At 70.9% G+C, this 25623-nt stretch carries 28 protein-coding genes and 1 riboswitch; of the genes, 12 read left to right on the forward strand and 16 right to left on the reverse strand.

Features of this window, described 5'->3' with window-relative positions; translation table 11 throughout:
* The first annotated feature begins 283 nt into the window (after positions 1 to 283).
* The 7 genes from ACIRST_RS07830 to ACIRST_RS07860 all read left to right on the forward strand — a co-directional run bounded on the left by ACIRST_RS07830 (position 284) and on the right by ACIRST_RS07860 (position 7173).
* Entirely contained in the window at positions 284 to 1027 is a 744-nt protein-coding gene (locus ACIRST_RS07830) for a sigma-70 family RNA polymerase sigma factor (RefSeq protein ID WP_396544461.1), read from the forward strand.
* Positions 1024 to 1437 (forward strand): mycothiol system anti-sigma-R factor, encoded by a 414-nt coding sequence (rsrA, locus tag ACIRST_RS07835; protein ID WP_350523013.1) that lies wholly within the window; start codon positions 1024 to 1026, stop codon positions 1435 to 1437. The genes ACIRST_RS07830 and rsrA overlap by 4 nt, the downstream gene beginning before the upstream one ends.
* A 346-nt stretch (positions 1438 to 1783) precedes the next feature.
* Positions 1784 to 3214, forward strand: coding sequence for an HD-GYP domain-containing protein (locus ACIRST_RS07840; protein ID WP_402800734.1), 1431 nt, complete (start codon positions 1784 to 1786; stop codon positions 3212 to 3214).
* 86 nt (positions 3215 to 3300) lie between these two features.
* Positions 3301 to 4581, forward strand: a complete 1281-nt coding sequence (locus ACIRST_RS07845) for an HD-GYP domain-containing protein (protein ID WP_402800944.1) — start codon at positions 3301 to 3303, stop codon at positions 4579 to 4581.
* Between the two features lie 276 nt (positions 4582 to 4857).
* A complete protein-coding gene (locus ACIRST_RS07850; protein ID WP_350523010.1) occupies positions 4858 to 5850 on the forward strand; it encodes a hypothetical protein in 993 nt (330 codons plus the stop codon).
* 53 nt (positions 5851 to 5903) lie between these two features.
* Entirely contained in the window at positions 5904 to 6545 is a 642-nt protein-coding gene (def, locus tag ACIRST_RS07855) for a peptide deformylase (RefSeq protein WP_350523009.1), read from the forward strand.
* Between the two features lie 148 nt (positions 6546 to 6693).
* Positions 6694 to 7173: a flavodoxin family protein gene (locus ACIRST_RS07860; protein WP_402800737.1), complete on the forward strand. Its 480-nt coding sequence runs from the start codon at positions 6694 to 6696 to the stop codon at positions 7171 to 7173.
* Between the two features lie 67 nt (positions 7174 to 7240).
* Here the strand turns inward: ACIRST_RS07860 and ACIRST_RS07865 are convergent, their stop codons facing one another.
* A complete protein-coding gene (locus tag ACIRST_RS07865; RefSeq protein WP_402800739.1) occupies positions 7241 to 8305 on the reverse strand; it encodes a ferritin-like protein in 1065 nt (354 codons plus the stop codon).
* 201 nt (positions 8306 to 8506) lie between these two features.
* Here ACIRST_RS07865 and ACIRST_RS07870 point away from each other — a divergent pair, with 201 nt between their 5' ends.
* The gene (locus ACIRST_RS07870; protein WP_402800741.1) at positions 8507 to 9592 is read left to right on the forward strand and encodes a hypothetical protein; all 1086 of its coding nucleotides are present in this window, start codon (positions 8507 to 8509) and stop codon (positions 9590 to 9592) included.
* A gap of 71 nt (positions 9593 to 9663) precedes the next feature.
* Positions 9664 to 10383: a hypothetical protein gene (locus ACIRST_RS07875; RefSeq protein ID WP_402800743.1), complete on the forward strand. Its 720-nt coding sequence runs from the start codon at positions 9664 to 9666 to the stop codon at positions 10381 to 10383.
* A gap of 1 nt (position 10384) precedes the next feature.
* Here ACIRST_RS07875 and ACIRST_RS07880 read toward each other — a convergent pair whose 3' ends face one another.
* The 9 genes from ACIRST_RS07880 to ACIRST_RS07920 all read right to left on the reverse strand — a co-directional run bounded on the left by ACIRST_RS07880 (position 10385) and on the right by ACIRST_RS07920 (position 14805).
* Positions 10385 to 10789, reverse strand: a complete 405-nt coding sequence (locus ACIRST_RS07880) for a hypothetical protein (RefSeq protein WP_402800744.1) — start codon at positions 10787 to 10789, stop codon at positions 10385 to 10387.
* 77 nt (positions 10790 to 10866) lie between these two features.
* Positions 10867 to 11112, reverse strand: a complete 246-nt coding sequence (locus ACIRST_RS07885; protein ID WP_402800745.1) for a DUF397 domain-containing protein — start codon at positions 11110 to 11112, stop codon at positions 10867 to 10869.
* A gap of 96 nt (positions 11113 to 11208) precedes the next feature.
* Complete coding sequence (locus tag ACIRST_RS07890; RefSeq protein ID WP_402800747.1) at positions 11209 to 11457, reverse strand: hypothetical protein; 249 nt, start codon at positions 11455 to 11457, stop codon at positions 11209 to 11211.
* A gap of 224 nt (positions 11458 to 11681) precedes the next feature.
* On the reverse strand, positions 11682 to 12515 hold the full coding sequence (locus tag ACIRST_RS07895) for a helix-turn-helix domain-containing protein (RefSeq protein WP_402800749.1): 834 nt from the start codon (positions 12513 to 12515) through the stop codon (positions 11682 to 11684).
* On the reverse strand, positions 12512 to 13039 hold the full coding sequence (locus ACIRST_RS07900; protein WP_402800752.1) for a DUF6879 family protein: 528 nt from the start codon (positions 13037 to 13039) through the stop codon (positions 12512 to 12514). Before ACIRST_RS07900 ends, ACIRST_RS07895 begins: the two co-directional genes overlap by 4 nt.
* Positions 13023 to 13214, reverse strand: a complete 192-nt coding sequence (locus ACIRST_RS07905) for a hypothetical protein (protein ID WP_402800755.1) — start codon at positions 13212 to 13214, stop codon at positions 13023 to 13025. Before ACIRST_RS07905 ends, ACIRST_RS07900 begins: the two co-directional genes overlap by 17 nt.
* A 234-nt stretch (positions 13215 to 13448) precedes the next feature.
* A complete protein-coding gene (locus ACIRST_RS07910; protein ID WP_402800757.1) occupies positions 13449 to 13952 on the reverse strand; it encodes a DUF6879 family protein in 504 nt (167 codons plus the stop codon).
* A gap of 146 nt (positions 13953 to 14098) precedes the next feature.
* On the reverse strand, positions 14099 to 14371 hold the full coding sequence (locus ACIRST_RS07915; RefSeq protein WP_402800759.1) for a hypothetical protein: 273 nt from the start codon (positions 14369 to 14371) through the stop codon (positions 14099 to 14101).
* Positions 14368 to 14805 carry an ATP-binding protein gene (locus tag ACIRST_RS07920; RefSeq protein WP_402800760.1) on the reverse strand — a complete coding sequence of 146 codons (438 nt, stop codon included), beginning with the start codon at positions 14803 to 14805 and terminating at the stop codon, positions 14368 to 14370. The genes ACIRST_RS07915 and ACIRST_RS07920 overlap by 4 nt, the downstream gene beginning before the upstream one ends.
* Before the next feature lie 226 nt (positions 14806 to 15031).
* Here ACIRST_RS07920 and ACIRST_RS07925 point away from each other — a divergent pair, with 226 nt between their 5' ends.
* The 3 genes from ACIRST_RS07925 (at position 15032) to ACIRST_RS07935 (ending at position 16474) form a co-directional block, all read left to right on the forward strand.
* A complete protein-coding gene (locus ACIRST_RS07925; RefSeq protein WP_402800762.1) occupies positions 15032 to 15901 on the forward strand; it encodes a helix-turn-helix domain-containing protein in 870 nt (289 codons plus the stop codon).
* On the forward strand, positions 15894 to 16115 hold the full coding sequence (locus ACIRST_RS07930; RefSeq protein ID WP_402800764.1) for a DUF397 domain-containing protein: 222 nt from the start codon (positions 15894 to 15896) through the stop codon (positions 16113 to 16115). Before ACIRST_RS07925 ends, ACIRST_RS07930 begins: the two co-directional genes overlap by 8 nt.
* Before the next feature lie 68 nt (positions 16116 to 16183).
* The gene (locus ACIRST_RS07935) at positions 16184 to 16474 is read left to right on the forward strand and encodes a DUF397 domain-containing protein (protein WP_402800765.1); all 291 of its coding nucleotides are present in this window, start codon (positions 16184 to 16186) and stop codon (positions 16472 to 16474) included.
* A 52-nt stretch (positions 16475 to 16526) separates the two neighbouring features.
* On the opposite strand, the gene ACIRST_RS07940 is transcribed toward ACIRST_RS07935, so the two are convergent.
* From ACIRST_RS07940 to ACIRST_RS07965, 6 genes are all read right to left on the reverse strand, one after another.
* Positions 16527 to 17000, reverse strand: a complete 474-nt coding sequence (locus ACIRST_RS07940) for a hypothetical protein (protein ID WP_402800767.1) — start codon at positions 16998 to 17000, stop codon at positions 16527 to 16529.
* 84 nt (positions 17001 to 17084) lie between these two features.
* Positions 17085 to 18080, reverse strand: coding sequence for a ribonucleotide-diphosphate reductase subunit beta (locus ACIRST_RS07945; RefSeq protein WP_350523035.1), 996 nt, complete (start codon positions 18078 to 18080; stop codon positions 17085 to 17087).
* 20 nt (positions 18081 to 18100) lie between these two features.
* The gene (locus ACIRST_RS07950) at positions 18101 to 20500 is read right to left on the reverse strand and encodes a ribonucleoside-diphosphate reductase subunit alpha (RefSeq protein ID WP_402800947.1); all 2400 of its coding nucleotides are present in this window, start codon (positions 20498 to 20500) and stop codon (positions 18101 to 18103) included.
* A 190-nt stretch (positions 20501 to 20690) separates the two neighbouring features.
* A riboswitch (cobalamin riboswitch) is annotated at positions 20691 to 20834 on the reverse strand.
* A 62-nt stretch (positions 20835 to 20896) separates the two neighbouring features.
* Positions 20897 to 22753: a glycosyltransferase family 39 protein gene (locus ACIRST_RS07955; RefSeq protein WP_402800768.1), complete on the reverse strand. Its 1857-nt coding sequence runs from the start codon at positions 22751 to 22753 to the stop codon at positions 20897 to 20899.
* Complete coding sequence (locus ACIRST_RS07960) at positions 22750 to 23859, reverse strand: glycoside hydrolase family 26 protein (RefSeq protein WP_402800769.1); 1110 nt, start codon at positions 23857 to 23859, stop codon at positions 22750 to 22752. The genes ACIRST_RS07955 and ACIRST_RS07960 overlap by 4 nt, the downstream gene beginning before the upstream one ends.
* A 5-nt stretch (positions 23860 to 23864) precedes the next feature.
* On the reverse strand, positions 23865 to 25283 hold the full coding sequence (locus ACIRST_RS07965) for a glycosyltransferase family 2 protein (protein ID WP_350523033.1): 1419 nt from the start codon (positions 25281 to 25283) through the stop codon (positions 23865 to 23867).
* Between the last annotated feature and the right edge of the window lie 340 nt (positions 25284 to 25623).

Here is a 25623-nt window from a genome sequence, read left to right on the forward strand (position 1 = left end):
GAGCAGGGAGTTTCCGGTCGCTCACTCGTGCGAGTGAATGGTGCGCGAGGACGGGAATGCGGGCGGGGCCGGGGTGGTTGACACCCTCGTCAGCACGAGTCACCGGTGAGAGGCAGGGCAGATGGGTTCGATCGCGTGCCCCGAACGGCCTGAGGAGCGCGAGGCCGCCACGGCCCTCGTCCCCTCCTGGTCGGAGTGGATTGACGCGGGCGAGAAGCCCGTCAGCCCGATATCCTCCATTTCTGGGCGGCCCGCCGTGGGCCGTGGCCGTCATGCCGAGGAGGTGGGTCCGGTCGTCGGGACCGAGCACGAGGCCGAGCCGGGTCGTGGCCCGGACGAGGTCCGGCCTGCGGGCGAGGCGCTCACCGGTGAGGAGCTGGCCGAGGCGATCGGTGAGGACACCTACCGGGTGTCGGCGGAGGAGAGCGAGGAGGCCCGGCGGGAGCGCTTCGAGCGCGACGCCCTGGGCTACCTGGACCCGATGTACTCGGCGGCGCTGCGCATGACGCGCAACCCGGCCGACGCGGAGGACCTGCTCCAGGAGGCGTTCGCCAAGGCGTACGCGTCCTTCCACCAGTTCCGTGAGGGCACGAACCTCAAGGCCTGGCTGTACCGCATCCTCACCAACACGTTCATCAACTCGTACCGCAAGAAGCAGCGGGAGCCCCAGCGCACCGCGGCGGAGGAGATCGAGGACTGGCAGCTGGCCAGGGCGGAGTCGCACATGTCGACCGGCCTGCGCTCGGCGGAGACCCAGGCGCTCGACCACCTCCCCGACAGCGATGTGAAGGACGCGCTCCAGGCCATCCCGGAGGAATTCCGGATCGCCGTCTATCTCGCGGACGTAGAAGGCTTTGCGTACAAGGAGATCGCGGACATCATGGGTACTCCCATCGGTACGGTGATGTCCCGGCTGCACCGCGGCCGCCGTCAGCTGCGCGGCATGCTGGAGGATTACGCCCGTGAGCGCGGGCTCGTCCCGGCCGGCAGCGGGGCAGGGCAGGAAGCGAAGGGCTCGGGCTCATGAGCTGCGGCGATCCGCACGAAACCGAGTGTGGCGAGGTCCTCGACCACCTCTATGAATTCCTCGACAACGAGATGGCCGAGGGCGACTGCGCGAAGTTGCGCGTGCACTTCGAGGAGTGCTCGCCCTGCCTGAAGCAGTACGGGCTTGAGCAGGCGATCAAGGCGCTGATCAAGCGTTCCTGCGGGTGCGACGACACCCCGACCGATCTGCGCAGCAAGGTGCTGGCCAGGATCGACTCGATCCGGGCCGGGCAGCGCTCGGGCGAGCAGGTGGTCGTCGCGGTGGAGGCCTCCGTGGAGGTGCACGCCGAGTCCGCCCGGCCGGCACCGAAGTTGGCGCAGGGTGAGGCGGGCGAGGAGCCGGCCGAGCGTCCGAGTGCCCCGGTCGAGGCCGGCGCCCCGGCGGAGTGACCGTCAGGGTAGGCGTCCGGGCGTAGGCGTCCGCCGGCCCGTCGACGAGGGCGGCCCGCCCGGTCCGGGCCAAGGGAGTCCAGCGGCCCCGGGAGCATGTGCTCCCGGGGCCGCTCCCGTTCTGCTCACGTGCGCCCTCACTCGTTCGGGTGAGTTGGCGGTGCGCCAACTGCGCCATTGCGCGACCATGCGTCCCCGCGCCCGGACGGCGGCCTATCCTCCTGACGGACGCTCACCGCCGGTTCGCCCGGCGTGTTGAGGCAACACGGGCCCGGACGGCGGGGAGGTCGACATCGCTACCGACAGTGGGGGCGCGACCCTGCCGCCCGGGGCGGCGCGCTACCTGGTGGCCGTCCCGGTGGCGGCGCTGTGCTGCCTGGTGCCGCTGCTGCCCGCCGGTGCCACCCCGGGAGTCCCGCGCTGGCTCGGCCAGCCGGTGGACTGGCCCAAGGTCGGGCTGCTCGCCTTCCTGCACGGCTGCTGGGAGTCACTGGCCCAGGGCCTGCCGACGCCCTGTCTGGTGCTGGTGCGCAGGCTGCTGCGCCGCCCGGCGCCGCCCGAGCGGGTGCCCGCCCGGCCCGGGGTGAACGCCTTCTTCCCGGTGCTGTTCGCCGGGGTCCTGATGCTCCCTCCGGCCGCCGCCGCCCTGGTCGCCGCCCCGGCCGCCCTGCTCGGCGGGCCGAGCGGGCGCGGCTGCCGCGGGCGCCAGCTGTTCAACGGCTCCCAGCTCGCGTTGTGCGCCTTCGCCTCCTCGGTCGTCTTCCACCTGCTGCGCGGCCCGCAGCTGCTGCTGGGCTCCCGGTTCCCGGCCGCGCTGCTGCCCGGCTTCACCGCGGTCGCCGCGTTCTGCCTGGTCAACGGGGTGGTGGTGGGCGTGATGGTGATGCTCAGCGAGGGCCGCGGGGCCGGGGTGCTGCTGCGCGGGGCCTGCTCGGTGTGCGGACTGCCGGTGCTGGTGCACGCGGCCGGCGGGCTGATGGTCGCCGTGCTCTGGCAGGGCCCGTACGGTGCGTTCGCGGCGCTGCTGGCGCTGCTGCCGCTGTCCATCTCCGCCTGGGTGTTCGCCCAGGGCCAGCGCGAGCAGGACGCCCACCAGGCCACCGTGCAGTCGCTGGTGCAGGCCGTGGAGATCAAGGACGCCTACACCCGCGGGCACAGCGAACGGGTCGGCCGGGCCTCGGTGCTGATCGCCACTCAGCTCGGCATGGAGGCCGACCGGCTGCGCACCCTGCGCTTCGCGGGGATCCTGCACGACGTCGGCAAGCTCGGGGTGGCCACCGAGCTCCTGCGCAGAAACGGTCCCCTCACCGAGGCGGAGCGCCGGGCCGTGGAGATCCACCCGGTGTACGGGTACGAGCTGGTGCGCGGGATCGACTTCCTCGGCGAGGCGCACGCCGGGATCCTGCACCACCACGAGCGGATGGACGGCCGGGGCTACCCGAGCGGGCTGGCGGGCGACCGGATCCCCGAGTTCGCCCGGATCATCTCGGTCGCCGACGCCTTCGACTCGATGACCTCCACCCGCTCCTACCGGCGCGGCCGCCCGGTCGCCGAGGCGGTGGCCGAGCTGGAGCGCTGCTCGGGCAGCCAGTTCGACCCGGTGATGGTGCGGGCGCTGATCGACGCGCTGGCCGCCCACGACTGGCGGCCGGTGGTGCACTCCGAGGACTGCGTGCGGGCCGTCCCGGACATCCCGCTCGGGGTGCCCGAACCGGTCCGGACGGCTCCCGGCCGGGTACCCGCGCAGGGCGGCGCCCCCGCGCCCGGGCAGCCGTGACGGCGCCCGGGCGCGCGGCCCTCGGCCGGACGGCCCGCAGCCGGACGCCCGCCGACCGCACGGCGTGCGGGCCCACCACCCGCGCGGTGCACGCGGCCGCCGCCGTACTGCTGGCGCTCGCGCTGGGCGCGGTCGCGGTGCGCGGGGTCGCGGAGCCCAAGGTCGCGCTGGCGTTCACCCTGCTGATCGCGCTCGGCGAATGCGTCCGGATCACCCTTCCGGGCGATCGCGAACAGGCGCCCATCGGCGCCGCCGGTGCGCTGGCGTACGCCCTGCTCGGGCCGCTGCGCGGGGTGCCGACCGCGCACGGGATGCTCCAGGTGGTCGCGGTGACCGGGGCCGGCCTGCTGCTGGCCTGGCTGCCCGGGCTCGCCGCCCTGCCGCACCGCCCCGAGCGCCCGCACCGCCGCCCGCCCTGGGCCGACCCGGCCCGCCGCGACAGCGCCGTCCGCCGGCTGCTCGCCGTCGGCTTCGCGGCCGCTGTCTTCCAGCCGCTCTACAACGGCGGCCTGGTCGACCGTTTCTCGCCCGAGGGCCCGGCGTACGGGGCCTTCCTGACCGTCGTCGCCGCGCTGGCCGCGCTCTGCGACGCCACCCTGGCGGCCCTGCTGCGCCGTTCGGCGGGCGGGCTGCGGTTCCCCGCGGCGCTGGAGGACGAGCTGCGCTCGCTGTTCGGCATCGGCTCGGCGATCGTCGCCACCGGGATGCTGGTCAGCCTCGCGGCCGGCGAGGTCGGGCTCTGGGCGCTGCCGCTGTTCTGCACCCCGCTGCTGCTCGCCCAGGTGTCCTTCCGGCGCGCCGCCGCGGTGCGGGCCACCACCGGTCAGACCATCGCCAGCCTGGCCCGGGCCACCGAGGTGGCCGGTTACACCCCGCACGGGCACGCGCGCCGGGTCGCGGACACGGCGTGCGCGCTGGGGCGCGAGCTGGGTCTGGGCACCCGCGAGCTCGCCCTGCTGGAGTACGCCGCGCTGATGCACGACGTCGGGCAGCTGTCCCTGGTCGAACCGGTGCCGGACGGCGCCACCGCGGTGCTGCCGTGCGTCGAGCAGCAGCGGATCGCCCGGCTGGGCAGCGAGGTGATCAGCCGTACCGGCGTGCCCAAGCAGGTCGCCGAGCAGGTCGCCCGGCTGGCCGACCCCTGCGCCGGGCCCGCCGTCGGCGAGGGCCCGGTGCCGCTCGCGGCCAGGATCATCCGGGTCGCCAACGCCCACGACGACCTGCTCACCGTGGCCCGCGGCCGGGGCGTCGGTGAGGCCGTCGGGCGGCTGGAGGCGCTGGAGGTCATCCGGCTGGGGCGCGGTCGGGTCTACGACGCCCGGGTGGTGGACGCCCTGGCCAGGGTCGGCGGACAGGCCAGGGGCTGACGGCCGGGGCTGCCGCCCGAGGGCCGCAGCCGGCGCCGCAGCCGGGGCCGCAGCCGGGGTCGGACCCGCCAGGGGTTGAGAGGGCGCGGCCGGGCGGGCAGGCTGGGGAGGGGCGGGCCCCAACCTCGGCGGTGGGGAGCGCGGGCGGGGGCGGGCGTGGTTGGATGCGGTCGTAGCGTGGAACACCGACCCGGAGCGCCGGGCCCGGTACGCCGTCCGAGGCGGTACGGGCACGGTGGCACGGGACTTGAGCGGACGACGACGGCAGGGACGAACGTGAGGATCTTCCACCGGGCACGGCACCGGCCGTCCGCCACCTGGCGGCAGACGACCGACCGGGCCTTCACGCTGATCGGCGACGGTCGCTACGAGGACGCCGGCGCGCTGCTGGTGATGGCCGCCGACCTGGAGCCCTGGCTCTCCGACTCGTGGTTCAACCTCGCCCTCCTGCACAAGTTCCGCCGCGACTGGGAGCAGGCCCGCTCGGCCGGCCTGCGCGCCGTCGCCCTGCTGGACCGCGAACACGGCGCCCCCGACTGGTGGAACCTCGGCATCACCGCCACCGCCCTGCAGGACTGGCCGCTGGCCCGCCGCGCCTGGCAGGCGTACGGGCTCAAGCTGTCCGGCGGCCCCGGCGGGCAGCCGGACGGCCCGGTCAGCCTGGACCTCGGCACCACCCCGGTGCGGCTCTCCCCGGACGGCGAGTCCGAGGTGGTCTGGGGCCGCCGCCTCGACCCGGCCCGGATCGAGGTCCTCTCCATCCCGCTGCCCTCCTCCGGCCGCCGCTGGGGCGAGGTGGTGCTGCACGACGGCGCCCCCCACGGCGAGCGGGTCACCGACGGCGTCGCCTACCCGGTGTTCGACGAGATCGAGCTCTGGGCCCCCTCCCCGGTGCCGACCTACGTGGTGCTGCTGCAGGCCGCCACCGCCGGGGACCGCGACGCGCTGGAGCGGCTGGTCGCCGACGCCGGCTACGCGGCCGAGGACTGGACCTCGTCGGTACGGCTGCTCTGCCGCGCCTGCTCGGAGAGCCGGATGGCCTCCGACGACGGCGTCGCGGCCCACCACGACCCGCACGACGACGGCGACGCCGCGCACCCCGGCCACCTCAGCCACCTCAGCCAGGGCGGCGCGGCCGGGATGTCCTGGCTGGTCGAGCGCGAGTGCGGGATCGCCGCACCCGCCCACCTGGTGCGCACCCTGCTGGACCGCTGGGTCGCGGCCTCCCCGGGGACCCGGGCGTACCGGGATCTCGAAGAGGTCTGCTGAACCCCGCTGAGTACCCTGGTGAGGTACGCGTAGGACCTATGGAAGCGGAAGACATGGCGGAGCAGGCCGAGCAGCACGAGCACGAGCACGACGTGGAGGGGGCGGCGCCCGAGGCTCCCGTGAAGGTGATCGGTGAGGAGCCCGACCTCGGCAAGGGCACCGCCCGTCCGATCACCGTCGTCGGCAACCCCGTCCTGCACCGCGAGGTCAAGGACGTCACCGCCTTCGACGACGAGCTCTCCGCGCTGATCGACGACATGTTCCAGTCGATGTACGCCGCCGAGGGCGTCGGCCTCGCCGCCAACCAGATCGGCGTGGACCTCAAGGTCTTCGTCTACGACTGCCCGGACGACGAGGGCGTGCGCCACATCGGCCACGTGATCAACCCCAAGCTGGAGGAGTACCCGGCCGACCGGCGCCGGGTCCTCGACGACGGCAACGAGGGCTGCCTGTCCGTCCCCACCGCGTACGCCGAGCTGCCGCGCCCGGACTTCGCCGCCGTGACCGGCGTCGACAAGGACGGCAAGCCGATCCGCGTCGAGGGCACCGGCTTCTTCGCCCGCTGCCTGCAGCACGAGACCGACCACCTGTACGGCACCCTCTACATCGACAAGCTGTCGAAGCGCGACCGCAAGGACGCCCTGAAGCAGATGGCCGAGGGCACCCCGAAGTACGCGACCGTGCCGAACGCGTAACGGCGGAACGGTCATTGTCGAAGGCCGGTGCGGACCTGTCCGCACCGGCCTTCGGGCGTTCCCGGCCGCGGGATGTCACGTCCTCGCGCGGCGTCCGGTCTACCCGGTGGGTGTGACCGAGCGTGTGACCGAGCGAAGGAGATCCGTCATGAAGGCCGTCATCGTGTGCGCGTCCGTGTCCCACGGCAACACGCGGAGGATCGCCGAGGCCATGGGCCGGGTGCTGTCGGCCCCGGTCGTCGAGCCCGAGCAGGTCGATCCGGCGGAGCTGGCCGGCTACGACCTGGTGGGATTCGGCTCGGGGATCTTCACCGGGCGGTTCCACCCCCGGCTGCGTGACTTCGTCCGGTCGGTTCCGCGGGGGCAGCGGGGCAGGGCGTTCGTGTTCGCCACCAGCGGGCTGCCGGAACTGCCGGTCCGGCCCTTCACGCGTCCGCTCGTACGGGCCCTGGAACAGAAGGGCTTCGAGGTGGCCGACGCCTTCTCCTGCCGGGGCTTCGACACCTGGCTCCCGTTCAGGCTCGTCGGCGGCCTCAACAAGGCGCGGCCGGGCGCGGAGGACCTGGCGGCGGCGCGGGCGTTCGCCGAGGAGCTGGGGGGCCGGGGCCTCGAAGGCGGCTGGAGGTGAGACGGAGGGCCGGTGCGGGCGGATCGGAGCGCACCGGCCCTCCGGAGCAGGTTCGAGTCGGTTCGGGCTACTTCGGGATGAAGATCCACTCCGGCCCGTAGACGGCTTGGGGATTGGCGGGCAGCTTGATGGCGTTCAACTGCCGTGCGAAGTCACCCAGATCGTTCATGTGTCCGATCGCGTCGGAGAGCGAGTCCGCATTGCCGCCCCAGGCCGCTTCGAGGGCGCGCAGCATGTCGCTGTAGGCGGTGTTGAAGTCGTTCAGTACGGCGGCGGTGGTCTGGTCGGGCTCGTTGCCGGGGGAGTTGACCCAGCCGCCGGCCGGGACCCGGGGGACCGGTGCGGTGCCCGGGAGCGGGAGGTCGGGGCCGGTGAACTCGAACATCCCCGTCGCCGGGTTCTTCACGAGCTTCTTGCCGACGGCGATCTCCTTGAAGGCGTAGTAGTGGGCGAGTTCACCGGGCGCGCCGTGGAAGGGGTTGTCCGGGGAGGCGTCGGTGCCCTCGCCCTGGGTCCGGATGACGTCGATCGCCTTCAGCACGTCGTCGATGGTGTTCATCGCGACGATGTCGTTGCCGGCGCCGTGGCCGATCGCCCCGAGCGGGAAGGTCACCTGGTTCTGCCCGGTCAGCAGGTGGGCGAACTTCGGGAAGACGTTGGCGATGCGCTGGTAGAAGGCGCCGATCGTGTTGCCGTCGGCGGCGAAGGCGAGCGGGTTCTCGGGCTTCTCGATGTCGGAGAAGAGCGTGGCCGACTCCCGGCTCAGCCCGCTGAGGAAGACCTCCAGCCCCGGGTTGACCCCGCCCGGCAGCTCGCCCGGGTACTTGGGGACGGTGAGCGGGTCCTTGAGGACGACCGTGCCGCCGATGCTGGTGAGCATGTTGCAGACCAGGCCGAAGTGCGACATCTCGTCGAAGACGATCTCGCGGATGGTGTGGCGGACCGGCTTGCTGTTGTCCTGATCGGTGATCGACCAGAGGGCGGTGGCGTAGGGCGGGATGGTGGAGAGCTCCAGCATGATCGCCCGCTGGAGGGCGTCCTTGAGTTCCTGCTCCGTCCAGTCCTCCTCGGCCATGCTCATGAGCTGGACGATCGCGTCGCTCTCGTAGTCCAGGATTCCGGTCGTCGGCACGGGTGGGCCCCTTTCGTCGTGCGGCTGTGCGCGGAACGTAGCCGGGGCCCGGTCGTCCGCATGCGTGGGAGGCCGGTGTGGCCCGGGAGTTCATCCGGACGGGCGGGGCGGGGGGAGCTGTCAGGGGACGCGCCTAGGCTGGCCGACAAGATCATCGGCCGGCGGTGCCGGGTCGGTCGGGGCGAGTGCGGAGGTGTGCCGGTGGGCTGGTGGAACAGGAAGCCCGAGGAGGAACGTCCGCAGTGGGTGCTGGACCCGCTGGTGGGGGTCGGGCCGCTGCGGTTCGGGATGAGCCCCGACGAGGTGGCGGCGGCTCTTGCCGGAGCCGTCGTCTGGGTCGCTCGGCGCGCGGGGGGCGAGCCGGTGAGGCAGGATTACCACGACCTCGGGGTGACCGCGTTCTTCGGGCCGGAGCCGCGACTGCTCGCGGTGGCGATCGACGAACTCGCCGAACCGCGGGTACGGCTCCGAGGCGTCGAGCTGATCGCCCGGGTGCCGTCGGAGGTGCGTGCGGACCTCCACGAACTCGCCCGCCGGGAAAGAGTGGCCGTACGGGAGAACCGGAGCGGCGACCCGGAGGTGGCCGCCTGGGGGGTGTCCATGGACACCGGACAGGAGTGGGGGAGGGCACCCGAGGGGTACGTGCAGCGGACGAGCCGGGCGATCACCGGCGCCTTGCTGCTCGGCCCCGAACTGGCCGGGGACCCACACGGACCCGGGCCGGTACGTGACTGGTCGCGCGCCCGCGCCGAGGACGCGTACTCCGGGACGTGGCAGGTGACGGCGGACGAGGCCCGGCCCCGCTGGGACTGCACCCCGCTGGAGGGAGTCGGCCCGCTCCGGTTCGGCATGAGCCCGGCCGAGGTGGCAGCCGCACTGGGCGGCGAGATCCCGTCCGCCCGGCTCGGCTCCCACCCGTGGGCCGGCTGGCCGTCGCCGTACGCCCAGGACGCACAGTGGAACCTGGGCGCGGACGTCTTCGACGGGACAGGGGTGACCGCCCACTACGGGGGCGGGTTTGGCGCCCCCGCCCTGGCGGCGGTGACCGTGCACGGGCGCACCGGGCCCCGGATCGAGTACGCGGGCATCCGGCTGATCGGCCGGCCCGTCGCCGACGTCGACGCGGACATCGCCCGCCACGCCGAGGAACGGGACCTGGGCCTGCGCGTGACCTGCGCCGGGGACCAGGGGCCGGACGGGACCGGCATCTACGTCCGGGCGGCCAGGGCCGGGGACATCATGCTCAGCGAGGCCCGGTTCTGCATCGAGGACTGGCAGGAGGACTGACGGGCTGTCGCCCGCGCTGCGGCCGTCCGCCCGGCCCGGGCGGTGTCGTGGCGCCCGGGTACCGTACCGGGGTGTCCACGACATTCGATCTTCCGGCCGAGCTGTCCGCCTCGCTCGCGGGCCCGGCCGCCGCCTGGCGGTTCGTCGAACGGTTCGCCGCGCACCTCGGAGCACCGGTCGAGGAGGCGCACGGCTGCACGGAGGAAGAGCTCGCCGCGGCCGAGCAGCGCCTCGGCCTGCCGCTGCCCGGCGCCCTGCGCGAGGCGTACGGCCGGTTCGGGCGGCGCTTCGACCTGTTCGGCGGCCAGGAACAGTGGATCCCGCTGGAGGACGTGGAGGTGGAGGACGGGATCCTCGTCTTCATGGCCGAGCGGTACTGGTACTGGGCGGTCGGAATCCGGCTCGACCAGGCCGGCGGTGACGACCCGCCACTGGTGACCGACGCGACCCCGGGCGATCCGGTGGATGCGGAGTGGGAGCCGATGGCCGACCGCTTCTCCGCGGCTTTCGTGGAGTCGGTGCTGAACGGGAACCTCCTCTGCGACGACATGGGCGGGATGCGTCGGGAAGCGGCGCCTGGCGACATTGACGGGAGTTCACCCCGGTGCCGCCCTTCGAGGAAGGGCCGGAGGAGGACGGCCGCCGGTGGTACGCGGGACCGGAGGTACTGGTGTGCATCGACCGGACGGACCCCGACGTCGAACTCGGCTGGCTCTGCGTCCGGGCCTTCAACCGGCAGGCGCTCGACGGGATGTGTGCTGCCCTGCGGGGTGACTGGACCTACACCATGAACTACTGAGCGAGCCGGCCGGTCGGGCAGGGGAGGCCCGGCCAGGTGCGATTGGGGCACACGATCACGTAGTGGCCCGACCACCGGATGTCGGACACCCAGCGGGACCAGGTCACGTCGGAGGCCCGGGCCAGTTGGTCGAGGGCGAACCGGCGACGTGCGGCGGTCGGGAGCCAGGGGTCGCCGCCGGGCGTGTGCTGCTCGTAGCGCTCCGCGAGCCAGTCGGCGGCATCTTCCGGGTGCTTCCAGGTGGCTCGGACCTGGGAGGGCGGCCGCAGCAGCCACCAGCCCGTCATCATCGGCGGCAGCTCCGAGAGGCCGAACCGTGCGGCCTCGACCGGTCGGCGCTCCGACTCCCGCGCCAGCAGCCGGCCGTCACCGGCCCACTCGTAGCCGTGGAAATGCAAGCGCGCTCCTCCTCGCAGGGGTTGGGGGCCTCGGCCGCCCGCACGGGACTGCGGGCGGCCGAGGCTGTCGGGGGACGTCAGACCGACAGGCCGAACCGCGCCGGGTCGATCCCGGCCTCGGTCAGCTCCTGGGCCGTGAACAGCAGCGGTTCACGGTCGGGCCGCTTGCTGTCGCCGAGGGCGAAGACACCCGGGGCGTCGGGCACGACACCGAGGGTCACGCAGGTCTCGGTGCCGTCGTCACCTCCGCCCTGGTTGCCACCGCACGCGCGGTTGAACTCGATCTGCGAGAGGTCGAGTTCGTACAGGTTGTGATCGGTCATTGCCTGCACCTTCCGGTAATGCTTCGGGGCGCGAAACGGCCCCGCTCCGCCCAGGAGTTGGGCGGACGTGTGAGAGGAGGAATCGCGGGAGCGGGTTCAGCCCCAGAGGCTGATGCGCGTGGTGAGCTGGTCGGCGGGCACCTGGCGCGCCGGGGCGTCCGGCTCGAACAGCGGCCGGACCAGAGCCCGGCCGTTCTCGGCGCCGACGATCTCGACCAGGCCGCCGGTGGTGAGGTCCTTCCGGACAGGGTTGCTGTCGATCAGCGCCATGAGCTCCGCATGCGTGCGGCGCCGGTTGAGTTGCGGGCTCGTTTCGCTCGGCTGTTCGGAATTCGCAGCGGACATGGCGGCTCCCGGGATTCTGGGAAATGATTCTGGGAGCCATCAAGTTACGAGAGGCCCGCCGTGATTCCTACGCGGTTTCCTGTTGCCGAAAGAATTCGCCTGGGCCGTCGTTGTGGCGCAGGAAGTCGACATGGCCGACTTCCTGCGCTCGGCTATCGACCGGGCTCCTTGGGCACTTCCCGAAGGCGGAAGGCCAACGCCGCGGTCGACTGTGGATCGCGTGGTTACGGAGCGCTTTCCAGTTCCGCCAAGAACTGGTCCCGGATGGCTTCGAGCATGCGGCGCATCGTGTCGCCGGACACGGCACGGTCGGAGAACCTGTTGAACTTGCGTACGTACATCTCAACGTCGCGCGGGTCGGTGACCGCCAGTTCGGCGTGCACGGTCTCGACCGTGACCATGCGGTCATCGCGGATCACGAAGGAGTGCGACGGCACGTCGGACTGCGGGACAGCCAGCGGAACGACCCGGATGTCGACATGGCCGAGACGTGAAACGGAGATGATGCGGTCCAGCTGCCCGGCCATCATCGCCGCGGGAACGAGGCGCCAGCGAAGAACCGACTCGGTGATGATGAACCGGAGCGACTTGGTGGTGTCGTAGAGGCACTGTTGTCTCGCAAGCCGCGCTGAAACCGTCCGAGACAGCTGCTCCTCGCCGAGGTTCTTCCCCTCGAAGACGGCTCGCACGTATTCCGGGGTTTGGAGCAACCCGGGAACAAGAGACGGCTGGAACACGCGAAGCAGGGTGGTCGAGTCGTCCAGTGCCTTGATCTGCTGCTGCTTGCGGTGATAGCCCAGACGTCGTACCAGGCGCCAGGCTGTCGCCTCGGTGGCCTCGGCCCGCGCGGCGGCCATGTACTCGGCCTTGACCTCGTCGGACACGCCTATGGCTTCAAGGATGCGTTCCACATCCACGACGGTGGGGGGCACCTTGCCGGTTTCGATCTTGCTCAACTTGCTCGGAGACATGACGGCGCTGCGGGCGACGGCCTTGGCTTCCTTTCCGGAAGACTGCCGAAGTTCCCGCAGCGCTGCCCCGAGCTGAGTTCTGTTCACTCGCCGTGCTCGGCCCACCAATCCGTGAAGGGGACTGAGTTCGCCATCGCAATGTCACGGTACGCCTTGAAGCGGGGGATCACGGTGCCGGTGAGGAACTCGGCACCAAGGTACTTCCCGTTGCTGTCGTAGCTCATCTGGGCAGCCGTCTCGTCATCGAAGAGCCAGAAGTCCGGCGCCTCGGGAACGGGATTCTCCTGACTCGTGGTGTCGAGGATGAAGAACTCCTCACCGGCTGCCATGTTCCGGTGGTATCCCCATGCGAGTTCGAACCGGAGGTAGTCCGTGAGCGGGCGGGTGAGGACGTGCACGCGGTACATGCGCTTACCCGAACGAGTGGCATCGGCTACGGTCTGGACCCACGCGGCGGTCTTGAAGCTCTCCGGTTGTCCCTCGCCTGCGAGGAAGGCCTGATAGGCGTCCACCCCACCGGACTGGCTGTAGTCATCCAGCGTCTCCAGCCGGAACGCGTCTCGATCGAACTCTGAGAACCAGTCCCCGAGGGTCCTAGATGAGGTTGTCACGGATCGCCTTTCGGATGAGTTCGACGGGAATTTCGACCAGTGTCTCGTGAACCGGAACCTGGAGGTCGTGCTCGGTGAGGTGCTCGCCCTGGACGGCGAGAGTTCCCCGATCCGTCAGGTAGAGCGTCGGGCAATCGCCGTCTTCACAGGAACCCACAAGTCGTGTCAGCTCCACGCTGTCTCCTCGCTCGGTGTCCCTACGATGCTCCCGAGTCGGGTCGGGCGTAGGCAAGAGGTTCATGTTTCCAATACTGGAAACCGGCCCAACTTCGAACAGAAGCTCAAGAGTTCAGCGGCGATGGCACCTGTTCCCCGGCGGGCCCTTGCGAGGAGCGAGGGCCCGCCGAAACGGATCGCTGTGGCTCGGCCAAGACGAGGAGCTTCTGTCGGATATCGAGAGGTTCGCCGCTCAAGCCGCCGTGTACTCCCCGAAGGGCATGGCGTTCGCTTGGGCGATGTCCCGGTACTGCCGGTACTCCGGGAGTCGGTCGGCGGGCAGGAGTTCAGCTCCGATGAACTGGCCGGACTCGGTGTAGTGCATCCGGTAGACCTTGGCGTCGTCGAACAGCCAGAAGTCATGGTCGGGCAGTCCGACCACCTGCTGGCAGGCCGTGTCGATGATGCCGATCGACTCGCCGGCCTTGATGTTGCCGGGGTATGCCGCCAACTCGTACCGGAGATAGTCCGAGAGCGGAGATCGGAGGACGTGCACCCGGGACACCTGTTTGCCCAGGTCGGTCATGGAGCGAACCCACGGGTTCTCGGAGCAGTCGGGCGGCAACCCCTTCCCCGCGAGGAAGTCCTCGAACTCCTCGCGTTCTTCATCCACGTCGTAGACGGCCAGTGTTTCGAGGCGGAAGGCCGTTTGTTCGAACGTCTCGAAGAGGCGGCTGAAGTCTTGACCCTTGAGCACGGAAGTGATCCTCCAGAGGGGGTGACTCGTCGGTTCCAAGCCTTTCCCGCCCGGCGCTTCGGGGTCAAGGACGCGATCTTTCGAGAGCGGGAAAGGGGGTTCGGCCGCCCCGCCCCGGCGTGGATGCCGGGGCGGGGCGGGGGAGTTCAGGGGCGGTCGGTGGTGATGGTGATCGGGTGGGCGGTCCAGTCGGTCATGTCGCCGACGTAGAGGGTGATGCTCCAGCTGCCGTCCTGGTGCAGGCGGCGTGCGACGCCCTCGCCGCCGCCCGGGCCGATGCAGAGCCGGATGAGGTCCCGGTGGGCCTCGCGGATCGGCAGGTTGCGGACGCGCTCCCACATGACGGGGAGGGCGTGGTCGAGGCTGGGAAACACCGTGGGCAGCATGATGCCCGAGATCTCGGCCCGGACGGTGCTCACGCGGCGGCCTCGGCGGGGGCGGACACGTGGCACCAGACGAACTTCCCGATGCCGCCGGCGCGCGGGCAGCAGCCCCACTGGGTGGCCAACTCGTGGACCAGCAACAGGCCTCGGCCGCTCTCGTCGGCGGTGGTGGTGTCGCGGAGCGAGGGCTTCTCGCTGTCGGCGTCGTGCACCTCGATACGGAGGGTGTCGTCGTCGGAGGAGAAGTGGAAGCGGATGAAGATCAGGCGCCCGCGCGGCGTGCGGGCGTGCTGGACGGCGTTGGTGACCAGCTCGCTGACCAGCAACTCACCGGTGGGGAGCAGGGGTTTGCCCGCGGGGTGGGGGCGGAGGAAGTCCCGCAGCTCCTGACGGGCGGCGCGGGGGGACCTGTGGTGCCGGGGCAGCCAGCAGGTCTGCTCGCTGGGGGCGGGGGAGACGGTTTCAGGCATGGCGGGGCCACCTCTGGAGTGTGCGGGTGACAGCAGCTGAAGAAGGCATGGGAATGCCCGGGTGAAGTCCGCCATGATCACGGTGTGTTGCCTAGCGGACTACGTTGAGTAGCATGCCCCGCTTCTCTTCTGGAGTGCAAGTCTCGACTTTGGAACTGATCAAAGATTGTTGTCGCGGGCGGAGGGCGGCAGACTGGCAATGCACATACCGCTGGGAGGTCAACGCGTGCCCGTGAACAGGAATCCGACGGTTCGACAGCGACGTCTGGCTCGAACGCTCAAGGAGTTGCGGGTTGCTGCGCGGATGACGATGGCTCAGTCCGCCAGGCAACTGGACTGCGCGGAGAGCAAGATCAGCCGGATCGAGGCTGCGCAGTCCGGTATCAGGCTCGTGGATCTCCGGCTGCTACTCGACCTCTACGGCGTGACGGACCAGGCGACGCGTAGCCGGTTGGAGGATCTGGCGCGGGATGGGCGCCTGCGTGGCTGGTGGGACCGGTATTCGGATGCGCTGTCGCCTCTCTATGCGGACTACATCTCATTGGAGGCTGATGCCTCGGACGCCTACAGCGTGGAGACCTTCCTTGTCCCAGGACTCCTGCAGACCGAGGACTACACGCGGGCGGTCGTGCGGGCGCAGATAGAGGACGCCACCGTTGAACAGGTCGAGCAGCTGACCAAGGTGCGGCTGGAACGGCGCTCGGTGCTGAAGCGCGAGTCTCCGCTCCGGCTCTGGGTCGTGCTGTCGGAATCTGTGCTGAAGCACCAGATCGGTGGGCGCGCGGTGATGCGCGAGCAACTCGACTACCTCGTCCTCATGGCGGACCAGCCCAACATCAACATCCAGGTGCTGCCGGAGGACTCGGATGTCCACGCCGCACTGTTCGGGCCGCTCGTCATCCTGAGCTTCCCCGAGAGCACTGAGACGGACGTCGTATACGTGGACAGCCTCCTCAGCACGCTCTATATCGAGGAGCCGGGAGAGGTCTTCAAGTACTCCAACCTGTTCCGGCGGGCGCTGGCCGAGTCTCTGCCTCGAAAGGAATCAGTCGCGCTCATCGAGCGCATCGCGAAAGGAAAGAACAGCGATGAGTAGCATCCCCGAGGGGGCGGCCGCTGCTGATCTCAGCTGGCGAAAGTCATCGTTCTCAGGCGCGCAGAGCAACTGTGTGGAGATCGCGGTTGGTGTGACCGGAGTTGTTCCAGTGCGGGACTCGAAGGACCCTGATGGGCCGACACTGCTCTTCCGGGCTGATGCTTGGTCGTCCTTCCTGTCAGGGGTGAAGGCTGAGGAGTTCCCGGGCGGGTAGACGGGTCTCGATGTGATTGCTCGGGTGTGGCGGGAACCGTACCCGGCGGGACCGGAGAGGGAGGCGACGTGCTGGCATCGGAGCTTGGAGACGTCGTGTGGCGCAAGTCCGGTTACAGCGGGCAGGGCGGTGATTGCGTCGAGGTGGCCGAGCTTGCTCCCGGCGCAGCCAGCGAAGTTGATTGGCAGAGAAGCAGCTACAGCGCGGTGAACGAGTGCGTGGAGACCCGATTCGTGACGTCGGGCGGGATGGCGGTTCGCGACTCCAAGGACCCGGAGGGGCCGGCTTTGCCCTTCCCGGCCGATGCCTGGTCTTCCTTTCTCGCCGGGGTCAAGTCCGGCGAGTTTCCGACCGACTGAATCAACAGTGCTGCCCCGCACGGCTGTGGCCGTGCGGGGCAGCATCCTGCTCTCAGCTGAAGTTGTCGACCCAGAAGAACATGGTCCTCAGGACCGCTCCTGGACCACCGGCGCCGAATGCGAGGACCATGGACTGGGCGACCGCCACATCCGTGGGGTCGATGCCCTGGGACCAGGTGATCCGGGCGCTCAGGCCGGGAATCGTGCTTCCTGGCGCATACGCCCGGTACGAGCCGCGGGCATCCGCTATGCGCACCCCGTTGCGGCGCAGCTCCGCCCGGCGGAGGCTGGTGGCCCGCAGCTCGTAGGTGCGCTCGCCCACCACGGCCGTGCGGGTGCGCGACTTCCGCCTGATCGGCACGTTCTGGCCGTTGACGTTCATGGCGCCGTGCTCGCGGTCGGGCACCACCGTGACGGTGGGCATCCCCACCCCCTGCACCCGGGCCACGACGGACGGCCAGCGGTCATGACTGACCTGGATCGGCCCGAACGGGCCGTTGATCACACGCTGTTGGAGCTTGGACATTCCTGGCTATCCCCCGAACACCGAGAACCGACAGCGGAGCTGCCGTGACGGCAGCTCCGCTGTTCGCTGAACGTTGTTGTCGACTTAGAAGTCGTCGTCGAAGGAGACCGAACCCTCGACCGCGACCTGGTACGCCGACACGCGCCGCTCGAAGAAGTTGGTCAGCTCCTGGACGTTCTGCAGCTCCATGAAGCCGAACGGGTTGGTCGACCCGTACCGGATCGGCAGACCCAGACGCGCCAGGCGCTGGTCGGCCACCGCCTGCAGGTACTCCCGCATCGAGGCGGTGTTCATGCCCGGCAGGCCCTCGCCGCACAGGTCCTGGGCGAACTGGAGCTCGGCCTCGACGGCCTCCTCCAGCATCTCCGTGACCTGCTTGGCCATCTCGTCGTCGAAGAGGTCGGGCTCCTCCTCGCGGACGGTGTCCACCACCGAGAACGCGAAGTCCATGTGCATGGACTCGTCGCGGAACACCCAGTTGGTACCCGTGGCCAGGCCGTGCAGCAGGCCGCGCGACCGGAACCAGTACACGTACGCGAACGCGCCGTAGAAGAACAGGCCCTCGACGCACGCCGCGAAGCAGATCAGGTTGAGCAGGAACGCCCGCCTGTCCTCCTTCGTCTGCAGCGAGTCGATGTGGTCGACCGCGTTCATGTACTTGAAGCAGAACTGCGCCTTCTGGTGGATGGAGGGGATGTTCTCCACCGCGGCGAAGGCCGCGTTGCGGTCCTCCGGGTCCGGAAGGTAGGTGTCCAGCAGCGTCAGGTAGAACTGGACGTGCACGGCCTCCTCGAACAGCTGGCGCGACAGGTACAGGCGCGCCTCCGGGGAGTTGATGTGCTTGTAGAGGCTCAGCACCACGTTGTTCGCGACGATCGAGTCACCGGTCGCGAAGAAGGCGACCAGCCGGCCGATCATGTGCCGCTCGCCGTCGCTCAGCTTGGCGAGGTCGGCGACGTCGGAGTGCAGGTCCACCTCCTCCACGGTCCAGGTGTTCTTGATCGCGTCCCGGTACCGGTCGTAGAACGACGGGTAGCGCATCGGGCGCAGGGTCAGCTCGAAGCCGGGGTCGAGCAGCATCTTGCGGTCGTCGGGGGTGCTCACTGGCAGGCCTCGCAGGACTCGGGGTTCTCCAGGGAGCAGGCGATGGCGTCCTGCTCGGCCTGGGTCATGGTGGGGGCGGGGACCGGCACGGCGCTGCGGGCGGCACCGGAGGCGGCCTGGGCGATGCGGGTCGCGGGACGCGAGCGCAGGTAGTAGGTGGTCTTCAGACCCACCTTCCACGCGTAGGCGTACATCGAGCTCAGCTTGCCGATGGTCGGCGCCGCCATGAACAGGTTCAGCGACTGGCTCTGGTCCAGGTACGGCATGCGGGCCGCGGCCAGGTCGATCAGCGCGCGCTGCGGCAGCTCCCAGGCCGTCCGGTAGAGCGAACGGACCTCGGCCGGCAGCCAGTTCAGCTCCTGGACGGAGCCGTTGGCGTCGCGCAGCGAGTCGCGGGTCTGCTGGTCCCAGACGCCGAGCTCCTTGAGCTCGCGCACCAGGTACGGGTTGACCTGGAGGAACTCGCCGCTGAGCGTCTCGCGCTTGAACAGGTTGGACACCTGCGGCTCGATGCACTCGTACACGCCGGCGATGGACGCGATGGTCGCGGTCGGCGCGATGGCCAGCAGCAGCGAGTTGCGCAGGCCGGTCTCGGCGATCCGGGCGCGCAGCGCCGTCCAGCGGTCGGCCCACTGCGGGGCGGCCGTCGGGAAGTGGTCGATGTGCAGCTCGCCGCGGGCGGCGCGGGTCTCGCCGTACGCCTCGTGGCGGCCCAGCTGCTCGGCCAGGTCGGCGGAGCGCTCGTACGCGGTGAGCATGATGCGCTCGGCGATGAGCGTGGACAGCCGCGCGGCCTGCGCGGAGTCGAAGTCGATCCGCAGCTTGAAGAAGACGTCCTGGAGGCCCATCACGCCGAGGCCGACCGGGCGCCAGCGGGAGTTGGACGTCCCGGCCTCGGTGGTCGGGTAGAAGTTGATGTCCACCACGCGGTCGAGGAAGGTGACGGCGGTGCGGACGGTGGCGTCGAGGCGCTCCCAGTCCATCGCGCCGAGCAGGTCGTCCGCGGAGGCGCCGACGGCGACGTGCGCACCGAGGTTGACCGAACCCAGGTTGCAGACGGCGGTCTCGGAGTCGTCCGTGACCTCCAGGATCTCGGTGCACAGGTTGGAGGAGTGCACCGTGCGGCCCGGCAGCGCGGTCTGGTTGGCGGCGCGGTTGGAGGCGTCCTTGAAGGTCATCCAGCCGTTGCCGGTCTGCGCCAGGGTGCGCATCATGCGGGCGTAGAGGGTCTGCGCCGGGATGGTGCGGACGGCCTTGCCGGCCTGCTCGGCCTTGCGGTAGGCCTCGTCGAACTCCTCGCCCCACAGGTCGACCAGCTCGGGCACGTCGGCCGGGGAGAACAGCGACCAGTCCGCGTTGGCGTTGACCCGGCGCATGAACTCGTCCGGGATCCAGTGCGCCAGGTTGAGGTTGTGGGTGCGGCGGGCTTCCTCGCCGGTGTTGTCGCGGAGCTCCAGGAACTCCTCGATGTCGGCGTGCCAGGTCTCCAGGTAGACGCACGCGGCGCCCTTGCGGCGGCCGCCCTGGTTGACGGCGGCGACCGAGGAGTCGAGGGTGCGCAGGAACGGCACGATGCCGTTGGACTTGCCGTTGGTGCCGCGGATCAGGCTGCCGCGCGAGCGGATGCGCGAGTAGGACAGGCCGATGCCGCCGGCGTGCTTGGACAGGCGGGCGATCTGCGCGTAGCGGTTGTAGATCGAGTCCAGGTTGTCCAGCGGGGAGTCGAGCAGGTAGCAGCTCGACATCTGCGGGTGGCGGGTGCCGGAGTTGAAGAGCGTCGGCGAGGAGGTGAGGTACTCCAGGCGGCTCATCAGGCCGTACAGCTCGGCCACCTCGCGCACCGACTGCTCGTTGTCGCCGACCGCCAGGCCACAGGCGACGCGGAGCAGGAAGTGCTGCGGGGTCTCGACCACCTTGCGGGTGATCGGGTGGCGCAGCAGGTAGCGGGACTGCACGGTGCGCAGGCCGAAGTACTCGAAGCGGTCGTCGCCCGCGGCGTCGATCAGGGCGTTCAGCGCGGCGGCGTGCTTGGCGACGAAGTCCGCGGTGGTGTCGCCGATCAGGCCCTCGGCGTGGCCGACGGCGATCGAGGCGGAGAAGGACGTGGAGCCCTGGCTGTTCGCCTCGTCGACGATCTCCAGCGCGAGCAGGCGGGCGGCGAGCTTCGAGTACTGCGGGTCCTCGGCGATCATCGACGCGGCGGCGTCCACGGCCAGCCCGCGCAGCTCGGCGAAGTCCGAGCCGGCGTGGCGGCCGCGCAGCGCAGCGGCGGCGACATGGCCGGGGTCGACCTCGGGGAGGTCGACACTGCGGTCGGTGAGCAGCCGCAGCAGGGCGCCGCCGGGGTCGGAGACCTTCGGGTCGATGAAGGCGGTACCGGAGCCCTGGGCGGGCAGGGTGGCTGAGGCAGCGGTGGTCAAGGCGCTCTCTCCTGGCGGCGATCGGCGGCGGTGATCGGAGCCTCGGGCCGGTCGGGGCAGGGGAGCACGGCACGAACGCAAACGGCGTCGCGCGACGGTGTCTCCCCGGCCCGCCCGCGAGGCCCGGAGGGGTGGTGCTTGGTGCTGGCGCGGCCTCTGCGGGAGGGCCGTGGCGCACGCCGCCGGCAGGTACTCGGACTCGCGGGGACAGCTGCTCCAGCCGCCCGCACACCGCTGCGGGGCAGTCCCGGATTCGCACCGGGTTCCCCTGCATCGACAGCAGAAGCGAGCATACATGTAGTGCCGCTGCTCTGCGGCGGCACCATATGTTGTGCCTGTCGTGTCGCCCGCGTGGGCGGGCCCGTCGGCCGGTCAGTGCTTGAGATAGACCTTGTACGTGCTCGAATCGCCGGTCGGCGAAGTGAATTGCGCCACCAGTCGGTACTGCCCGCCGGCCGCCAGCGCGGCGCTCAGGGCGCGGTCGGTGGCGCGCGGCGCGGTGCTGTCGAGGACGACCATCGTGAACCAGCCGTCGCGGATCGCGGCGACGCTCCCGTCGTCCCCGTGGTGCTGCACGCCGGCCGCGTCGCGGTACTCCGTGCCGGTGCGCGCGGAGACCCACTGCTCGGGCTTGCTGACCGCGCCGAGGTAGTACTCGGCGAGTCCGTCGACCTCGGTGAGGTAGCGCCCCTGGGGCACCGCGTGGGACCGCAGGACGGCCAGCAGGCGGCCGGAGTCGGGTCCGTTCTGGTACCGCAGGGCGGACTGCTCCAGGCCGAGGGCGAGCAGCGCGACCCAGACCAGGATGCCGAGCTGGGGGTGGCGGAAGTGGGCGCCCACCAGCCGGGTCAGGCCGACCCCGGCGAGCGGGGCGGCCAGCAGCATGCCGTAGGCGAGGTGGCGGAACAGTGCCCCGGAGGTGCCGGTCCACACGTGCGCGGCCGGGACGAGCAGGGCGGTGGCGGTCAGCACGGTGCCGAGCAGGGCGCGGTGGCCGCGCGAGGTGGGAACGGCCTCCTTCTCGGGCGCGTCGTGCTCGTTCATCTGCTCGCGGCGCGCGTACGCGATCGTGCCGGCCACCGCGAGGACGGTGAACAGGCCGCTCCACTGGACGGTGGAGAACAGGACGGCGCCGGCCGAGCCGGGGGCGTTGCCGTGCGAGGGCGACCACCCGGCGAGCTCGCCCAGCGTGCCGTACGGCAGCAGCAGGACGACGGTGCCGGCGGCCAGCAGCAGGGCGCGCAGGGCGGCCGGGCCGAGGCGGCGGTGCGGACGGGCGGTGGCCAGCGCGAGGCCGACCAGGGCGGGCACGGCGAAGGCCGCGGAGTACGCGACGGCGCAGGCGAGCGCGGCGGCCGGGGCGGCGGTCAGGACCAGCGCCGGATGTCGCCGTGAGGTGAACACCGTGGCCCAGGCCGCGAGGGCGACCAGCAGCACGGCGAGGGACTCGGGGGCGGCGTAGAAGCCGACCACGACGGTGGACTGCAGGACGGCGTAGACGGCTATCGCGCAGATCGCGACCCGCTCGTTGAACAGCCGCCGGGTCAGCGAGTACAGCAGCACGGTGGTGGCCAGCGCGAAGCCGAGGCTGAGCAGCCGGGTGCCCCAGATGCCGTTGGCGTCGGCGGCCGCGCCCGCCAGCGGCGGGTAGAGCCAGGGCGAGCCGTTGATCCGGTCGACCAGGTCGGTGGTGACCGGGGTGCCGTGCATCAGATGGGCGAGCTGCTGGCGGCCGGCGACCATCGCGGCGGCCTCGTCGGGGTGCGCGGCGGCGAGCAGGCGCAGCGAGAGCGCGGCCTGGACGGCCAGGACGGCGCCGAGCAGGCCGCGGGCGATCCAGCGGCGGCGCGGGCTGGTGCCCGGGTCCCAGCCGATCGTGGGGACCTGCGGGATGGTGTACGGGGCCAGCTCGATGCCGTCGGGGTTGGCCTCGGCGGTCGCGGTGGCCGTGGCCGCCCTGGCCGGTGCCGCGGTCGGCGTGGCGGTGTCCGTGCGGGGCCCGGGGACGGTCGGCTCCGACCCCGCGGCCCGGCGACGGGCGGCGCGGCCGGTCGCGGAGCCGGCGGGCGCGGTGCCGGCGGGCGCGGTGCGCTCGGGCGTGGCGCGCTCGGGCGTGGGCCCGTCGGGCGCGGGCCCGTCGGGCACGGCGCCGCCGGGCGGTGCGTCGCCCTTCGGCGCGCGGCGGCGCGGGATGGGGGCGAACGGGTTGAAGTCGGAGTCAGTGCTCATCGGGGGTTCCGGATGTCGAAGCCGTAGCGGGGGTCGGACACGCGCTGCTTGAAGGCGGCGAGGGTGTCCGGGACGGCCTCGACCCGCCAGTCCGCCCGCTTGACGATGTTGAACCAGACGAAGCCGACGATGTCGTCGTGCGCCTCCAGCCCGGAGAACAGCTGGTCGATGTCGGCGCGTTGGCGCTTGCCCTGCTCGGAGGCGGTCTCGCTGATGAAGAAGGGCTTCTTGGAGAAGGTGCGGATCTCGGCCATGGTCGGCCCGTACAGGGTCTCGAAGGTCTTCGGCCCGCTCTTGGTGAAGTAGCCGGTCATGCCGGCCCAGTCGACGTAGGTGTCGCCGGGGTAGTACGGCGCCAGGCGGGTGTTGGGCGCGGGGTCGGTGATGTTGGGGCTCCACACCCAGATCACGTTGGTCGCGCCGGCCTGGTCGAAGATGTCGTGGACGTGGCGCCAGGCGCCGACGAAGTCCGCCGGGCTGGAGGCCTGGCGGCCCCACGGGTACCAGTCGCCGTTCATCTCGTGGGCGATGCTGACGGCGATCGGCAGGTTGAGCTTGGCGACGGCCTTGGCGACGCCGCGCACGTAGTCGTCGGTGTCCCCGGCCGCGATCGAGGCGAGCGAGTGGTCGTACGGCTCCCAGGCCATGTACGGCAGCGCCCCGGCCTCGTAGATCCGCCGCACGCCGGCGGTGTCGAAGCCGCCCTTCCAGTGGGCGTAGTACTCCAGGACGTTGGGCTGCTTGCCGATCGTGGCGCTGTAGGGGCCCAGCGCGTCCATCGAGGCGGGGACGTCGGGCAGGGCGGCGCCGAGGTACTTGAGACCGGGCTTGAGCAGCGGCGTGACGTCGTACGGGACGCCGGCCGGCAGGGCCTTGGGATTGGCGGCCCCGGTGGGGGCGGTGGCGGCACCGGCCGCGGCCGCGGTGCCGCCGGCGGCCTGGCCCGGGGCGGTGGTGGTGGCCGGGGCGGGCGGGGCGAAGCCCTTCTGCATCGCGAAGCCCGGGTCCTCCGGGCCGCAGGCGGTGAGGAGCAGCAGGCCGGCCGTCAGCATCGGGAGCGCCAGCCGGCGACGGAGCCGACCGGCCCCTCGGGGGTGTGCGGTCATGGCGATCACACTGCTTCCGTGGGGCGCGGCTGGACGAGGACCCGGCCCACGATGGTGGCGTAGAACAGGCCGGAGGCGAGGACGAGGGCGAAGTTCAGCGGGCCCATGGTGAGCATCCGCCAGATGCTCAGGAACACCCAGAGCAGGGCCGTTCCGCCACCCCAGGCGATGACGGCGATCCAGAAGCGGCGGGTCTTGTTCTTCTTGGCGCCGCTGGAGCCGGTCGGCTGCCAGGCCATCCGGTTGCGGCGCACGATGTCCCAGATGGCGAAGACGTGCGCCCAGCCGTACATCATGCGGGCGGCCCAGGCCTCCAGCCGGTAGGGGTTGCGGTGCCAGAGCGGGAAGACGACCGTCGCGTAGAGCAGTCCGGGCAGCACCAGCGCGGTGTTCTGCCAGCGGATCAGGTCGGGCCGGGCGAGCAGCAGGACGATCGGGATGAGCGGCGAGACGACGGTGAACAGCGCGGTGTGGATGTAGTAGAAGAACCCGGAGAGGTAGCAGGCGCGGGTGACCGGCCGGAGCTTGGTGGTCCAGAACTTCTTGCTGCCGAGCAGGCTCATCGAGCCGGTGCACCAGCGGTACTGCTGGTTGAAGAAGCCGCCGACGTTGTCCGGGCAGACACCGGTGGCGAGCGCCACGGGTATGTACTGCAGGTCCCAGCCGAGGCGGCGCAGGTCGAAGCCGGTGTGCACGTCCTCGGAGTGGCCGATCAGCGTGGTGCCGCCGTTCTCCTCCAGCGCGGCGCGCCGGTAGACCGCGCAGCTGCCGACGCAGATGGCGCCGTCGTTGCGCTGCCGGGAGACCTGCACCGTCCGGTAGAACAGCTCCTGGACGGCGCCCGCGCCGCGCTCGATCCAGTTCTGCGAGTCCAGGATGCGGAAGAACTGCGGGGACTGGACGATGCCGAGGCGGGGGTCGGCCTCCATGTAGGGGAGCATCTCGTTCAGCAGGTCCGGCCGGGGCGCGAAGTCGGCGTCCAGGATGAGGATGTAGTCGCTGTCGGAGTTGCGGAAGCCGAACTGCAGGTTGCCGGCCTTCTTGAACCAGCCGAGCTTGTTCCGGGTGCCGTAGACGAACCCGAAGTCGACGGCCATCTGCGCGAGTTGCGGGCTGTTGCTGTCGTCGAGGACGTACGGGGTGACCTCGCCCGGGTAGTGGTCGCGCAGCCGGGCGACGTGCGTCCAGGTGTTGTGCAGCACCTCGATCGGTTCGCCGGCGACGGGCAGGAAGACGTCGACGGTCGGATGGCGCTCCGGCTGCCAGGACTTGACCAGGGCGCGGTGCGCGGCCACGTCGAAGGTCTGGTTGAAGCCGTGCACCCACCGGGAGATCAGGTAGTAGGCGATGGTGAAGGCGAGCGGCGGGACGAACACGAAGAACCAGGGCGTCGCGCTGAGCAGACCGATCTCGCTGGCCACCATGCAGCCGAAGCTGATGACGGAGAAGCAGGTCAGCACCCAGAGGTTGGTGCGCGCGTACAGGTACTTCTCGGTGTTGTCCGGGGGTTGGGGGAGCAGGCCCCACTGGTTGCGGGCGGCCGGGTCCCGTCGGCTCCGGCGTCGTGAGACGGGCGTTTGACCGCTGCCCGCGAGTCGCGTGCCCTCGGTGACAGTCACGTGCTCTACTCCCCCGAAGCCGTGTTGAGTCTGAACCTTCCCCGCACGGCGGCCGTTGTCGGTCGGTGCGCGGGGGGACGCCAGGATCGTACGGGACCGGTTGCTGTGAGTTCTCTCCCCCCTCTTCGGTCGGCGGCCCGGAACC

Source organism: Kitasatospora sp. NPDC101447 (assembly GCF_044767225.1).
Taxonomy (GTDB): Bacteria; Actinomycetota; Actinomycetes; order Streptomycetales; family Streptomycetaceae; genus Kitasatospora.